At 66.9% G+C, this 13,834-nt stretch carries 12 protein-coding genes; 3 read left to right on the top strand and 9 right to left on the bottom strand.

Annotation, left to right across the window (positions count from 1 at the left end):
- The first annotated feature begins 189 nt into the window (after nt 1-189).
- Nucleotides 190-540 (top strand): VOC family protein, encoded by a 351-nt coding sequence (locus G369_RS0101255; protein ID WP_019652157.1) that lies wholly within the window; start codon nt 190-192, stop codon nt 538-540.
- A gap of 30 nt (nt 541-570) precedes the next feature.
- Here the strand turns inward: G369_RS0101255 and G369_RS0101250 are convergent, their stop codons facing one another.
- From G369_RS0101250 to urtA, 9 genes are all read right to left on the bottom strand, one after another.
- On the bottom strand, nt 571-1,866 hold the full coding sequence (locus G369_RS0101250; RefSeq protein WP_019652156.1) for an aspartate carbamoyltransferase: 1,296 nt from the start codon (nt 1,864-1,866) through the stop codon (nt 571-573).
- 141 nt (nt 1,867-2,007) lie between these two features.
- Entirely contained in the window at nt 2,008-2,358 is a 351-nt protein-coding gene (locus tag G369_RS0101245) for a hypothetical protein (protein WP_020722905.1), read from the bottom strand.
- Between the two features lie 200 nt (nt 2,359-2,558).
- Nucleotides 2,559-2,900, bottom strand: coding sequence for a zinc ribbon domain-containing protein (locus G369_RS0101240; protein ID WP_019652154.1), 342 nt, complete (start codon nt 2,898-2,900; stop codon nt 2,559-2,561).
- Nucleotides 2,901-2,922: 22 nt separating this feature from the next.
- Nucleotides 2,923-4,155 (bottom strand): formamidase, encoded by a 1,233-nt coding sequence (gene fmdA, locus G369_RS0101235; protein WP_019652153.1) that lies wholly within the window; start codon nt 4,153-4,155, stop codon nt 2,923-2,925.
- Between the two features lie 39 nt (nt 4,156-4,194).
- The gene (gene urtE / locus G369_RS0101230; protein WP_019652152.1) at nt 4,195-4,896 is read right to left on the bottom strand and encodes an urea ABC transporter ATP-binding subunit UrtE; all 702 of its coding nucleotides are present in this window, start codon (nt 4,894-4,896) and stop codon (nt 4,195-4,197) included.
- 1 nt (nt 4,897) lies between these two features.
- Nucleotides 4,898-5,641, bottom strand: coding sequence for an urea ABC transporter ATP-binding protein UrtD (gene urtD, locus G369_RS0101225; protein ID WP_019652151.1), 744 nt, complete (start codon nt 5,639-5,641; stop codon nt 4,898-4,900).
- Between the two features lie 15 nt (nt 5,642-5,656).
- A complete protein-coding gene (urtC, locus tag G369_RS0101220; protein WP_019652150.1) occupies nt 5,657-6,856 on the bottom strand; it encodes an urea ABC transporter permease subunit UrtC in 1,200 nt (399 codons plus the stop codon).
- Nucleotides 6,857-6,950: 94 nt separating this feature from the next.
- Nucleotides 6,951-7,865 (bottom strand): urea ABC transporter permease subunit UrtB, encoded by a 915-nt coding sequence (gene urtB, locus G369_RS0101215; protein ID WP_019652149.1) that lies wholly within the window; start codon nt 7,863-7,865, stop codon nt 6,951-6,953.
- A 152-nt stretch (nt 7,866-8,017) separates the two neighbouring features.
- Nucleotides 8,018-9,283, bottom strand: a complete 1,266-nt coding sequence (urtA, locus tag G369_RS0101210) for an urea ABC transporter substrate-binding protein (protein WP_019652148.1) — start codon at nt 9,281-9,283, stop codon at nt 8,018-8,020.
- Between the two features lie 241 nt (nt 9,284-9,524).
- On the opposite strand from urtA, the gene G369_RS0101205 reads away from it, so the two are divergent.
- Nucleotides 9,525-12,929, top strand: a complete 3,405-nt coding sequence (locus tag G369_RS0101205) for a hybrid sensor histidine kinase/response regulator (RefSeq protein ID WP_019652147.1) — start codon at nt 9,525-9,527, stop codon at nt 12,927-12,929.
- Complete coding sequence (locus G369_RS0101200; protein WP_019652146.1) at nt 12,907-13,803, top strand: response regulator transcription factor; 897 nt, start codon at nt 12,907-12,909, stop codon at nt 13,801-13,803. The genes G369_RS0101205 and G369_RS0101200 overlap by 23 nt, the downstream gene beginning before the upstream one ends.
- The last annotated feature ends 31 nt before the right edge of the window (nt 13,804-13,834 follow it).

Below are 13,834 nucleotides of genomic sequence, written 5' to 3'. Positions count from 1 at the left end.
GGCTGTCTCCTTGAGTTGAGTGATGACGACGGATTCACTCTAGGACGCGGTACTTATCGGCCGCTGAGGGGCTGCTTAGGTTGGGGTGAGGGTTCGCTTAGGCACGCGTGAGCATGTGCGGCGCAGCCAAGCTCTATATTCGGCCGCTTCGCTCTCGGAAACCTTCACCATCAGGAAGACAACGGTCTCATGAAAGTCAAACGCCTGGTCGCCAACTTCGCCACCCCCGATCCCGCGCGCGCCGCCATGTTCTACAAGGACATCCTCGGCCTCGACCTGCTCATGGACCACGGCTGGATCCAGACCTACGGCTCGCAGGCCGGCATGACGGTGCAGCTGAGCTTCGCATCCGAAGGCGGCTCAGGCACCGCGGTGCCCGATCTGTCCGTCGAGGTCGATGATGTGGACGAAGCCTTCGAACGCATGAAGGCCTCGGGCTTCGACATCGAATACGGCCCGGTCGACGAGCCCTGGGGCGTGCGGCGCTTCTACGTGCGCGATCCGTTCGGCAAGCTGGTCAACATCCTCTCCCACACCTGACACGCCTGACGCGCCCGACAGCCGCGGGCCTCAGTCGAGCCCGTGGAAGATGCTGTCGTCCGGCCCGATGTGCGAAGGCGGTGTCCAGGCGGCGTCGCGCATCGAGCGGCTCACCAGCTTGTCCACGCCCAGCAGCGTGGCGAAGATGGCCATGCGCACCGGGATGCCGTTGTCCGTCTGGCGGAAGATGGCCAGGCGCGGATCGTTGTTCAGGTCGACGCTGAGGTCGTGCGAGCCGGGGCGGCTGTCGCGCGGCAGCGGGTGCATCACGACCACCTCGGGCTTGCACGCCGATTCGATGAGCGCGCGGTTGATCTCGAAGGCGTTGTCGAAGCCTTCCAGCACTTCGTCGTGCGCGAAGCGCTCCTTCTGGATGCGCGTGGCGTAGATGATGTCGGCGCCGGCCAGCCCCTGGGCCGGCGTGGCGGCCGTCTCGACCACGTGGCCGTTGCGGCTCACCGCATCGACGATCTCCTGCGGCATGGCCAGCGAAGGCGGCGAGATCAGCGTGAACTTCAGGCCCTTGTACAGCGCCAGCAGCTTGATGAGCGAGTGCACGGTGCGCCCGTATTTCAGGTCGCCGACCATCGCGATGTGCGCGCCGTCGACCAGCTTGCCCAGACGCGAGAACTCGCGCTGGATGGTGTAGAGATCGAGCAGCGCCTGGCTCGGATGTTCGCCCGGGCCGTCGCCGCCGTTGATGACGGGCACGTTGGTGGCGCGCGCGAACTCCGTCACCGAGCCCTGCTCAGGGTGCCGCACCACGATGGCGTCGACGTAGCCGCTGATCACGCGGCTGGTGTCGTAGATCGACTCGCCCTTGGCCATCGAGGAGAAGGTGAAGCCCGTGGTGTCGCACACCGAGCCCCCCAGCCGGCAGAACGCGGCACCGAAGCTCACGCGCGTGCGGGTGCTGGCCTCGAAGAACAGATTGGCCAGCACCGCCCCTTCGAGCACGCGGCTCACCTTGCGGCGGCGCGCGATGGGCTGCATCACGTCGGCCAGTTGGAACAGCTCGTCGATGGCGTCGCGGTTGAACTGGCTGACCGACAGCAGGTGGTGCGAGCCCTCGACCGCCATGGACCTGCGCAGCGCCCCATCATGTGCGCTTTGCGTATATTCACCGCGCCGACCGTCGGAAGCGAGGATCTCGCTCACGAAGCGCCGCGCAACCTCGGGCATGGCCCTGAATTCATTGGATTCGTCGGGCAGCAGCCAGGCGTCGAGCGCCCTTCTTCGGCTGCCGATGCGCTCCGCGAAGGCGTCGCGCGTCATGTTGAGTTGACGCATCGCGTCGCGGAGGAGCACCTGTTGCGGCATGTTCATGGCCGCGAATATATACTCAATGCGTATATTTTCAAAGCGCTTGGGCAACAAGGCGAATCGGCCGCCCATGAAAAAAGCGGGCCTTTCGGCCCGCTTCGTCCTTTTCAGGCAACCGCCGCAGCGGCTGCCGGTGTCGCCTGATTACAGGCCAGCTTGGCGCGTGAACGACACGCTGGGCTTCTTGTACGCAGCCGGCACTTCGTCGCGGTAGAACGCGCGGCGGTCGAGGCTGGCGAGCGGGTCGTGCGCCTTGGCGACGGCTTCGGCCTGGACAGTGGCGCGGTTGGCGGTCGACGTGAAGGCCTGGGCGCCAGCGGAGGAGGCTTCGCTGTATTCGTTGCCGACGCGAGCGGCGGCAACGGCTTGCGGAGCGACTTCGGCGCGGCTCACCGAGGAGTTCACGACGTGCACGCCGTCATAGGTTTCTGCTTGGGCGCCGGCAGCAGCCAGGAGCGAGAGGGCGGCAGCGGCGAGGATCTTCGAGGCATTCATTTCAATCTCCTTCAGGGCAAACGGTTGGTTGGTGAGGAGAAGTTTGATCCTGATCGGCATCAAAAAACGCTCGCAAAATGAACCGCGGCGTTCACAGGATTGAAACAATGCAGCCTCTTGAAAAGAAACTGGTCAATAGGGGGTTCATCCCTCCCCTTCCCCCTTTTTCCTTCCTGCTGCCTGGCTCGCGGCACTGTTCTTCAGTGGCTGATCATCCAGGGGCGCCTCGACGGCGCCGCCTTCGCGCCGTTGGGCGCGGTCACCGTCGCTCCTCGCTTGCCCGATCCGCAGCACCCGCAACCCGCCGGATGGCGAAACCGCGCATAGTCGCGAGAGCTCACGGGCTCGTGCCGCGCGCGCTCGTTGGTCTCGATGGCGCGGCGCGTGCCCGAGGCCATCAGCGCGAGACGCGGCGCGGCCGACAGCACGCGCGGCGAAGCGCTGCCGCAGTCGGGGCACGCGGCCGGCTCGTCGCGCAGGCCCGAAGGCCGCAGCGCCTCGAAGCCGCCGCAATGCCCGCAGGCGTAGTCGTAGGTGGGCATGGACGCGCGCCTTTCTCTTTCTTCAACGCAGGTCGGGCGACAGCGGCATGCTCACGCTGCCGTCGATCATCTTCACCGGGCCGGCGGCGCTCGGGTTGATGTCGAAGTCGAAGATGCCCGTGGGCAGCCACAGCGTGGCGCACGAATTGGGCACGTCCACCACGCCGCTGATGTGCCCCTGCACCGGTGCCGTGCCGAGGATCGAGTAGGCCTGAGCGCCCGAGTAGCCGAACTTCTTCAGGTACTCGATCGCGTTCAGGCAGGCCTGGCGGTAGGCCACGTTCACGTCGAGGTAGTGCTGCTTGCCGCTCTCGTCGACCGAGATGCCTTCGAAGATCAGGTAGTCGTTGTATTGCGGCGTGATGGGGCTGGGCTTGAAGATCGGGTTCTTGATGCCGTACTTGGCCATGCCACCCTTGATGAGGCTGACCTTCATGTGCACCCAGCCGGCCATCTCGATGGCGCCGCAGAAGGTGATCTCGCCATCGCCCTGGCTGAAGTGCAGGTCGCCCACGCTCAGGCCCGCGCCATCGACGTACACCGGGAAGAACACCTTGGAGCCGCGCGACAGGTCCTTGATGTCGCAGTTGCCGCCGTGCTCGCGCGGCGGCACGGTGCGCGCGCCTTCCGCGGCGGCCTTCGCCCTCGCCTCGCCGGTCATCTTGCCCATGTGGGCGGTGCCGGCGAAAGGCGGGTTGGCCAGGCCGGGCACGCGGTCCGGGTCGGTGGCGATGAGCGCCTTCTCGCGCTCGTTCCACATGTCGAGCATGGGCCTGTCGGGCAGGCAGCCGATGAGGCCGGGGTGGATGAGGCCCGCGAAGTTCACGCCCGGCACGTGGCGCGAGCTGGTGAACATGCCCTTGAAGTCCCAGATTGATTTCTGCGCTTCGGGGAAATGGTCGGTGAGGAAGCCGCCGCCGTTCTTCTTGGAGAAGAAGCCGTTGAAGCCCCAGAGGCTGTCCTGCTTGGCGCCGATGTCCAGCAGGTCGACCACCAGCAGGTCGCCGGGCTCGGCGCCTTTCACGCCCACTGGGCCCGAGAGGTAGTGCACGGTGCTCAGGTCGATGTCGCGCACGTCGTCGGCGCTGTCGTTGTTCTTGATGAAGCCGCCGGTCCAGTCGAAGGTCTCCAGGATGAAGTCGTCGCCCGGGTTGACCCAGCAGGCCATCGGGATGTCCGGATGCCAGCGGTTGTGGATCATCTCGTTCTCGGTGGGCGGCTTGGTCAGGTCGACCTTGATCAGCGTGTCCGTCATTTGCAGTGGCTCCTGGTTGGGTTGTGTTGAACGGAAGAATCAGACAGAGAGATAGGCCTTGATGCGCTCCACGTCGGTCTTGTCGCGCGCCGTCTCGTGCACGAGGCGTCCGCCCTCGATCACGAAGAGCCGGTCGGCCACGTCCATCGCGAAGCTCAGCACCTGCTCGGACACGACGATGGTGATGCCGCGCAGCTTGCGGATCTCGTTGAGTGCCTTGGCGATGTCCTTGATGATCGAAGGCTGGATGCCTTCGGTGGGCTCGTCGAGCAGAAGCACCTTGGGGTCGGTGACCAGCGCACGCGCAATCGCCAGCTGCTGCTGCTGTCCGCCGGAGAGGTTGCCGCCCTTGCGGTTCTTCATGTCCCACAGCACCGGGAACAGCGCGTAGATCTCCTCTGGAATGCGCCGCGTCTTCGAGTTCTCCAGGCCGGTCTGGATGTTCTCCTCCACCGTCAGCGTCGGAAAGATCATGCGGCCCTGGGGCACGTAGGCGATGCCCTTGGCCACGCGGCGGAAGCTCTCGTCGCGCGAGACGTCCTGCCCCGCCACCTCGATGCGCCCGCTCTTGAGCGGCAGCACGCCCATGAGGCTCTTGAACAGCGTGGTCTTGCCCATGCCGTTGCGGCCCATGATGGCGACGGTCTCGTTGGCATGTCCGTCGAACGAGATGCCGTGCAGGGCCTCGCTCTGGCCGTAGGCGACGTGAAGGTCCTCGACCTTGAGGTTGATGTTGCTCATGTCAGTGTCCCAGGTAGACGTCGATGACCTTCGGATCGGCCTGCACCTTCTCCATCGGCCCCTCGGCGAGGATCTTTCCCTGGTGCATCACCGTGACCTTGTGTGCGATCTGCTTCACGAAGGCCATGTCGTGCTCGATGACGATCACGGCGCGGTTCTGGCAGATGCGCTTGAGCAGCTCGGCCGTGAGCTCGCGTTCGCGCGCACTCATGCCGGCGATGGGCTCGTCGAGCATCAGCAGCTCGGGCTCCTGCATCAGCAGCATGCCGATCTCCAGCCACTGCTTCTGGCCGTGGCTCAGCAGGCCGGCCTCGGTATCGAGCCTGTCGGCAAGGCCGATTTCCTCGGCGACCGCCTGCACCCTGGCCTTGACCTCGTCGTCGCACTTGAAGGCGAGCGCGCCGAACACCGAGCGCCCTTTGGGAAACGACACCTCCAGGTTCTGGAAGACGGAAAGGTTCTCGTAGATCGACGGCGTCTGGAACTTGCGGCCGATGCCCAGGCGCACGCGCTTGTGCTCCGCCATCCTGGTGAGCTCGGTGTTCCTGAACTTGATGCTGCCGGCGCTGGCGCGGGTCTTGCCGCAGATCAGGTCGAGCAGCGTGGTCTTGCCGGCGCCGTTGGGGCCGATGATCACGCGCAGCTCGTTGCGGTCGATGTACAGCGTCAGGTCGTCGATGGCCTTGAAGCCATCGAAGGAGACGGTGAGGTCTTCCACGGCGAGCGCGAAGTCGGTGTTGCTCATGGATGCTGGCTCCGGTCAGGCGCGCTGGCTGCCGACGCCTTCGGGCAGCGTCGGTTCGGGCGGGGTCGATGTGGCGGACGGCACGGGCACGGCAGCGGAAGCGGCGGGCGGCTTCACAGCGGCTTCGCGCAGCGCCTGGCGGCGCGACTTCCACCAGGGGCGGATCTTCTCTTCCCACACCCCGGCGAGCCCCATCGGGAAGGCCATGGTCACGCCGATGAAGAGCGCCGCCATCAGGAACAGCCACAGGTCGGGGAAGCTCTCCGAGAACAGCGTCTTGCCCGCATTCACCAGCAGCGCGCCGTACACCGCACCCACCAGGCTCATGCGGCCGCCCACGGCGCAGAAGATCACCATCTCGATGGAGGGCACGATGCCCACGAAGCTCGGCGACATGAAGCCCACCTGCAGCGCGAACATCGCGCCGCCGATGCCCGAGAGCCCCGCCGCCAGGCAGAAGATGAAGACCTTGAAGTTCGAGACGTCGTAGCCGGAGAAGCGCACGCGGTCTTCCTTGTCGCGCATCGCCAGCAGCAGCGTGCCCAGCTTGCTGGTCTGGATCCAGCGGCACAGCAGGATGCTGCCCACCAGCAGGCCGACGCAGACGTAGTAGAGGACGTACTTGGCGCTGTCGGTGCGCGTGTCCCAGCCCAGCAGGGTCTTCAGGTCGGTCATGCCGTTCACGCCGCCGGTGTAGCCCTGCTGGCCGATGATGAGCACGGTGCAGATCAGCGCCACCGCCTGCGTGATGATCGCGAAGTACACCCCGCCCACGCGCCGCTTGAACATCGCGAAGCTGATGAGCCAGGCCAGCGCCATCGGCGCGAGCACCACCAGCGCGAGGCTCACCGGCAGGCTCTTGAACGGCAGCCACAGCGTGGGCAGCTCGGTGATCTGGTTCCAGTCCATGAAGTCCGGGATGCCGGGCGTGGTCTGGATCTTGGTCGACACCGGATCGGAAGCCTCGAGCTTGAGGAACATCGCCATCGCATAGCCGCCGATGCCGAAGAACACCCCCTGCCCCAGGCTCAGCACGCCGCCATAGCCCCACACCATGACGAGGCCCACGGCCACGAAGGCGTAGGTGAGGTACTTGCCCACGAGGTTGAGGCGGAAGATGTCGAGCGACAGCGGCAGCACCACCGCGAGCAGCAGCACCAGCAGCAGCAGGCTGCCGAGCTGGTAGCGCTGGATCGAGGCCTTGATGAAATTCATCGATGACTCCAAAGCAGGAAGAGGGAATTGAAGGCGCGCAGGATCCGTAGCGAGCGGTGCGAGATCGGATCGCGCAGCAGGTTCATGCGTGCCTTCAACGGCGGACCTTGACGGCGAAGAGACCCTGCGGGCGCAGCATCAGGATGAAGACGATCAGCGACAGCGTCAGCACCTTGGCCATCGAGCCGGTCATGAAGAACTCCGAGACCGACTGCGTCTGCGCGATGCCGAAGGCCGAGACCACCGTGCCGAACAGGCTGGCCGCGCCGCCGAAGGTGACGACCAGGAAGGCGTCGACGATGTAGAGCGACCCCGAAGTGGGCCCGGTCGAGCCGATGGTGGTGAAGGCCGCGCCCGCCACGCCGGCAATGCCGCAGCCGATGGCGAAGGTGAGGCGGTCGGTCTTCTTCGTGTCGATGCCGGTGGCGTTGGCCATGGTTCGGTTGGCGACGGTGGCGCGCACCCTCAGGCCCCAGCGGCTCTTGTGCAGCGCGACCAGCACGCCGCCCGTGACCAGCGCGGTGAGCGCCAGCACGAACAGGCCGTTGATCGGGATGTCCAGGCCCTCGTGCGGCGTCCACGAGCCCATGAGCCATTCGGGCAGCGTGGGGCTCACCTCCTTCGGCCCGATGAAGGTGCGGAAGATCTGCTGCAGCCCCAGGCTCACGCCCCAGGTGGCCAGCAGCGTGTCGAGCGGACGCTTGTAGAGGTGGCGTATCAGCACCCACTCCACGATCCAGCCGACGATGAAGGCGAAGACGAAGGCCAGCGCGATGGCGATCGGGAAGTAGTACGGCATGAACTCGGGCGCGAGGCTCTCGGTGACGCGCGCGGCCAGGTAGATCGAGTAGGCGCCGATGGTCATGAACTCGCCATGCGCCATGTTGATCACGCCCATCTGGCCGAAGATGATCGCCAGGCCCAGCCCCATCAGCAGCAGCACCGCGAAGAGGCTCAGCCCCGCGAAGCCCTGCATGAGGCCGATGTTCAGCATGTCCGACAGAGTCATGGCAACGGATTCCGATGTTTGGGGTATTGGCTCCTTCCCCCTTTGGGGGAAGGTTGGGATGGGAACAGACGGCGCCTGCGAGCGCAGGGCTTCATCGACGGCCGCCTGCCCTCACCCCTGCCCTCCTCAGAGGGGGAGGGAGAAAGACACGGTTACTGGTAGCCCTTCGGGAACGGATCCGGCTTGATCAGCTCGGCCGACTCCGCCACCACCTTGAAGGTGCCGTCCGCCTGGCCCTGCCCGATGCGCGCCTTGCTCCAGAGGTGGTGGTTGGCGTCGAGCTTCACGTAGCCTTCGGGTGCGGTCTTGAGTTCGATGCCGGGCGATGCAGCCACCACCTTGTCGACGTCGAAGCTGCCGGCCTTCTCCACCGCGGCCTTCCACAGCCAGGGTCCGAGGTAGCCGGCCTGGGTCACGTCGCCGATGACGGCGTCCTTGCCGTACTTGGCCTTGAAGGCTTCGACGAACTTCTTGTTGTTCGCGTTGTCCAGCGTCTGGAAGTACTTCATCGACGAGTAGAAGCCAGCGAAGTTCTCGCCGCCCACGCCGGTCATCTCGTCCTCGGTCACGGCCAGCGTCAGCAGGAACTGCTTGTCGCCGGTGATGCCCGCGGCCTTCAGCTGCTTGTAGAAGGCCACGTTCGAGCCGCCCACCACGGCCGCGAAGATGCAGTCGGGCTTGGCCACCTTGATCTTGTTGATCAGCGAGTTGAAGTTGGTGTGGCCCAGCGGGTAGTACTCCTCGCCCTTGACCGAGCCCTTCTGGAAGTTCTCGATGTGCTTGCGCGCGATCTTCATCGAGGTGCGCGGCCAGATGTAGTCGGAGCCCACCAGGAAGAAGGTCTTGGCCTTCTTCTCCTTCGCGCCCCAGTCCAGGCCCCAGATGATCTGCTGCGTGGCCTCCTGGCCGGTGTAGATCACGTTCTTGCTCTGCTCCAGGCCTTCGTAGAAGGTCGGGTAGTACAGCAGGCCGTTCTCCTTCTCGAACACCGGCAGCACCGCCTTGCGCGAGGCGCTGGTCCAGCAGCCGAAGACGGCCGCGACCTTGTCGTTGACCAGCAGCTTCTTCGACTTCTCGGCGAAGGTCGGCCAGTCGGAGGCGCCGTCTTCCTTTATGACCTTGATCTTGCGGCCCAGGATGCCGCCCATGGCGTTGATCTGGTCGATGGCGAGCTGCTCGGCCTGGATGGAGCCGGTCTCCGAGATGGCCATGGTGCCGGTGGACGAATGCAGCTGGCCCACCGTCACCTCGGTGTCCGTCACGGCGAGCTTCGTCGTGTTGACCTTGGCCGTGGGGAACTGGCCCTGGCCGAAGCTCAGGCCGCTGAGGCCCATCACGGGCAGCGCGGCGGCGCCCTGCAGAAGGCGGCGGCGGCGCAATGCCATGGCATCGAGGGAAAGATCGGAATCACGCGACATCAGGAAACTCCAGGCAGGTTGTTGGAAAGGAAGGCCGCGCACCATCGAAGTGCATCGGACGGTGCCCCGAGCACCATGGCTGGAACTTTAGAAATCACCGGCGTATGCGCGAATACGTCATTCAACGTAGCGGCGAGGGCCCGTCGTGCCTGCAGACTCGCGAGCCAGAAACCGGTGGAAGCACGCAGGGAGCGCTTCTTGCTGTACCCGCGCCATGCCACCGCCGCCGCGAGAACCCGCCATGCAATCCGTCTCCGGACAGAAGATCTTCCGCATCCGCCGCGACTACAACGCCTGGGTCGCGAACGAGACGCTGGAGGACTACGCGCTGCGCTACACGCCGCGCAGCTTCCGCAAGTGGTCGGAGTTCCGCGTCGCCAACGCGGCCTTCGGCGCCACCTCCTTCCTGGCGCTGGAAGCCATCGGCGGGGCGATCGCGCTGAGCTACGGCTTCTCGAACGCGCTGTGGGCCATCCTCGTGGTGGGCCTCATCACCTTCCTCACGGGCCTGCCGATCTCGTACTACGCGGCGCGCCACGGCGTGGACATGGACCTGCTCACGCGCGGCGCGGGCTTCGGCTACCTGGGCTCCACGCTCACCTCGCTGATCTACGCGAGCTTCACCTTCATCTTCTTCGCGCTGGAGGCGGCCATCCTCGCGCTGGCGCTTCAGATGTACCTCGACTGGCCGCTGTGGCTGCTGTACATGGTGTCGTCGATCGTCATCATCCCGCTGGTTGCGCGGGGCATCACGCTCATTTCGGGGCTGCAGCTGTGGACGCAGCCGATCTGGATCGTGCTGTTCGTCTGCCCCTTCGTCGCGGTGCTGGTGAAGAAGCCGGAGCTCTACGCCGACTTCACCGGCCTCGTGGGCCGCACCTCCGACAGCAGCGGCTTCGACCCGCTGATGTTCGGCGCCGCCGCCACCGTGGCCTTCTCGCTGGTGGTGCAGATCGGCGAGCAGGTCGACTACCTGCGCTTCCTGCCCGAGAAGACCGCCGCCAACCGCGTGCGCTGGTGGACGGCGGTGCTGGTCGCGGGCCCTGGCTGGATCGTGCCGGGCATGCTGAAGATGATGGGCGGCGCCTTCCTGGCCTTCCTCGCGCTGCAGCACGAGATACCGGCCAACCATGCGGTCGAGCCCACGCAGATGTACCTCACGGGCTTCTCCTACGTGCTGCGCGATCCGGCCTGGGTGCTGGGCATCACGGTGCTGTTCGTGCTGGTGTCGCAGATGAAGATCAACCTCACGAACGCCTATGCGGGTTCGCTGGCATGGTCGAACTTCTTCGCGCGGCTCACGCACAGCCACCCGGGGCGCGTGGTGTGGCTGGTGTTCAACGTGGCCATCGCGATCCTGCTGATGGCGCTGGGCGTGTTCGCGGCGCTGGAGCACGTGCTGGGCTTCTACAGCAACATCGCCATCGCCTGGGTGGGCGCGCTGGTGGCCGACCTGGTCATCAACAAGCCGCTGGGCTGGAGCCCGCGCACCATCGAGTTCAAGCGCGCGCACCTGTACGACATCAACCCGGTGGGCCTGGTGTCGATGCTGGTGGCGGCGGCGCTGGCCATGCTGGCGTACTCCGGCACGCTGGGGCAATGGGCGAAGGCCTTCTCGCCCTTCATCGCGCTGGCCACCGCCATGGCTCTGTCGCCGCTGCTGGCCTGGCGCACGCACGGGCGCTACTACCTGGCGCGCAACGACATCGAGCGCTGGACGCCGGGCCAGGCCGTGAAGTGCTCGGTGTGCGACAACAGCTTCGAGTCGGAGGACATGGCGCACTGCCCGGCCTACAGCGCGCCGATCTGCTCGCTGTGCTGCACGCTCGAGTCGCGCTGCCACGACCGCTGCAAGACCGATTCGCGCGCGGCCGAGCAGATGAGCGGCTGGCTGCAGGCGCTGCTGCCGCCTGCCCTGTCGGCGCGCCTGAACTTCCGCGTGGCGCACTACCTGCTCGTGGCCGCGTCGCTCATCGCGCTGCTGGCCACCGTGGTGGGCGTGGTCTATGCACAGGAAGCGCTGGCGGGCACCAGCGACCCGGTCATGGCCACGGCCTTCCTGAAGGTGTTCGCGCTGCTTTCCGTGGTGGCGGCCGTGGCCGCGTGGTGGGTGGTGCTGGGCAGCGAGAGCCGGCAGATGGCGCAGGAGGAATCGAACCGCCACAACAACCTGCTGGCGCTGGAGATCGAGGCGCACCGCCGCACCGACGCCGCGCTGCAGGCCGCCAAGGAAGCCGCCGAGGCCGCCAACCAGGCCAAGACCCGCTACGTGGCCGGCATGACGCACGAGCTGCGCACGCCGCTCAACAGCATCCTGGGCTATTCGCAGATCCTGCTGAAGGGCGACTCGGTGAAGCCGCCGCGCGAGGCGGTGCAGACCATCCACCGCAGCGGCGAGCACATGCTGGGCCTGATCGACGGCCTGCTCGACCTCGCGCGCATCGAGGCCGGCCGGCTGCAGCTGGAGCCCGCGCCGCTGGCGCTGCCGGCCTTTCTCGACCAGCTCGTGCACATGGTGCGGCCGCAGGCCGAGAACAAGGGCCTGGCCTTCGTCTACACGCACGCGGGACGGCTGCCGCCTTGGGTGCATGCGGACGCGAAGTGGCTGCGGCAGATCCTCATCAACCTGCTGACGAACGCGGTGCGCTTCACCGACAGCGGCACCGTCACGCTGCACGTTGACGCGCGCCGCGAGGTGCTGCGCTTCGACGTGGCCGACACCGGCATCGGCGTGGCGCCGCAGGACCACCAGCGCATCTTCCTGCCCTTCGAGCGCGGCGCGGCGGGCCGCCGGCGCGGCGAGCCGGGCACGGGGCTGGGCCTGACCATCACCGGCCTGCTCACCTCGCTGATGGGCGGCGAGCTCAAGCTCGCGTCGACCTCCTCGCAGGGCAGCACATTCAGCGTGCGCGTATACCTGCGCGAGGTGGCCGACCCCGGCCCGCAGGCCGGCAAGGCGGGTGCCGTGCGCCAGCCCGTGTCGGGCTACATCGGCGAGCGCCGCACGCTGCTGGTGGTGGACGACCAGCCGGTGCAGCGCCAGATGCTCGCGGGCATGCTCGCGCCGCTGGGCTTCGAGGTGCGCGAGGCCGCCAGCGGCACCGAGTGCCTCGACAGCCTGCGCGAGGAGCTGCCCTCGGCCATCCTGCTCGACCTGACGATGGACGACATGGACGGCTGGCAGACCGCCGCGTCGGTGCGCGCCTCGGGTTTCGGCGAGATCCCGATCATCATCGTCTCGGCCAACATGTTCGAGAACCAGGCCGAGCGGCTGCGCGCGGCGGGCTGCCAGGCCTTCGTGGGCAAGCCGGTGATCGAGTCGGAGCTCATCGCCACGCTGGAGCGCCACCTCGGCCTCGAATGGCTGGCGGCCGGCGACGCCCTGCCGCCGAACGCCCGCGACGACGATGCGGACACCGCACCGCGCCCCAGGCAGCTCGACCTGCCCGAAGACGACCGCGCCGAACTCATGCGGCTTGCGCAGATGGGCCACGTGCGCGGCCTGCACACTGCGCTCGACCGGCTGGCCGCTTCCTCGCCCTCGGCGGCGGCCACATGCACCTGGCTGCGCGGCATGGTCGCGCGCTTCGAACTAGACAAACTCCGCAACGCACTGTCAGAAGATGCAGACACCCTCGCTCCCTGATTCGCCTTCGGCCGAACGCCCCGTGGTGCTGGTGGTGGACGACGCCCCCAGCAGCCTCGGCATGCTGTGCGACACCCTCGAGGCCAGCGGCTACACCGTGCTGGTGGCGGCCGACGGCGAGGCCGCGCTGCAGCGGCTCGAACTGGTGGTGCCCGACGCGATCCTGCTCGACGGCCTGATGCCGGGCCTCTCGGGCTTCGAGACCTGCAGGCGCATCAAGGCCAACCCGGCGCTCGCGCACATCCCGGTACTGTTCATGACGGGCCTGTCGGAGACCTCGCACGTGGTCGAGGGCTTCGAGTGCGGCGGCGTCGACTACGTGGTGAAGCCGATCCGCGCGCAGGAGGTGCTGGCGCGGCTGCACACGCACGCGCGCAACGCGCGCATCACCCGCATGGCCCGCGACGCGGTGGACGTGGCGGGCATGGGCGTGGTCTTCGTCGACACGCGCGGGCGCATCGCATGGCGCTCGCCGCAGGCCGCGCTGTGGCTGCATGCGCTGGAGGTGCCGCCGGCGCCGGGCCTGCTGCCGGGCTCGCTCGAAGCGGCGCTGGCGCCGGGTGCGGTCATCGCCGTCGGCACGTCCACCGGCATGCGGCTGTCGGTGCGCAACCTCGGCGCGGCGGCGCTGGGCGAGACGATGCTGCTGTTCGCCGTGCAGCGCGAAGGGCCGGCCGCGCGGCTGGCCGATGCGGCGCTCACGCCGCGAGAGACCGAGGTGCTCTCGTGGCTCGCCAAGGGCAAGACGAACCGCGACATCGGCGAGATCCTGGGCACCAGCCCGCGCACGGTGAACAAGCACCTGGAGCACATCTTCGAGAAGCTGGGCGTGGAGACGCGGGCGGCCGCCGCGGCGTTGGCGAGCGGTATGTAACCCCCATGGGGTAACTGCCCCAACCGCACTG

It is taken from the genome of Variovorax atrisoli 110B (assembly GCF_000382045.1).
Classification (GTDB): domain Bacteria; phylum Pseudomonadota; class Gammaproteobacteria; order Burkholderiales; family Burkholderiaceae_C; genus Variovorax; species Variovorax atrisoli.
This window is presented reverse-complemented; position numbering and strand designations above follow the sequence as displayed.

Coding starts and splice junctions, on each gene's coding strand:
- G369_RS0101255 (WP_019652157.1), top strand. CDS start 190: ATGAAAGTCAAACGCCTGGTCGCCAACTTCGCCACCCCCGATCCCGCG.
- G369_RS0101250 (WP_019652156.1), bottom strand. CDS start 1,866: ATGAACATGCCGCAACAGGTGCTCCTCCGCGACGCGATGCGTCAACTC.
- G369_RS0101245 (WP_020722905.1), bottom strand. CDS start 2,358: ATGAATGCCTCGAAGATCCTCGCCGCTGCCGCCCTCTCGCTCCTGGCT.
- G369_RS0101240 (WP_019652154.1), bottom strand. CDS start 2,900: ATGCCCACCTACGACTACGCCTGCGGGCATTGCGGCGGCTTCGAGGCG.
- fmdA (WP_019652153.1), bottom strand. CDS start 4,155: ATGACGGACACGCTGATCAAGGTCGACCTGACCAAGCCGCCCACCGAG.
- urtE (WP_019652152.1), bottom strand. CDS start 4,896: ATGAGCAACATCAACCTCAAGGTCGAGGACCTTCACGTCGCCTACGGC.
- urtD (WP_019652151.1), bottom strand. CDS start 5,641: ATGAGCAACACCGACTTCGCGCTCGCCGTGGAAGACCTCACCGTCTCC.
- urtC (WP_019652150.1), bottom strand. CDS start 6,856: ATGAATTTCATCAAGGCCTCGATCCAGCGCTACCAGCTCGGCAGCCTG.
- urtB (WP_019652149.1), bottom strand. CDS start 7,865: ATGACTCTGTCGGACATGCTGAACATCGGCCTCATGCAGGGCTTCGCG.
- urtA (WP_019652148.1), bottom strand. CDS start 9,283: ATGTCGCGTGATTCCGATCTTTCCCTCGATGCCATGGCATTGCGCCGC.
- G369_RS0101205 (WP_019652147.1), top strand. CDS start 9,525: ATGCAATCCGTCTCCGGACAGAAGATCTTCCGCATCCGCCGCGACTAC.
- G369_RS0101200 (WP_019652146.1), top strand. CDS start 12,907: ATGCAGACACCCTCGCTCCCTGATTCGCCTTCGGCCGAACGCCCCGTG.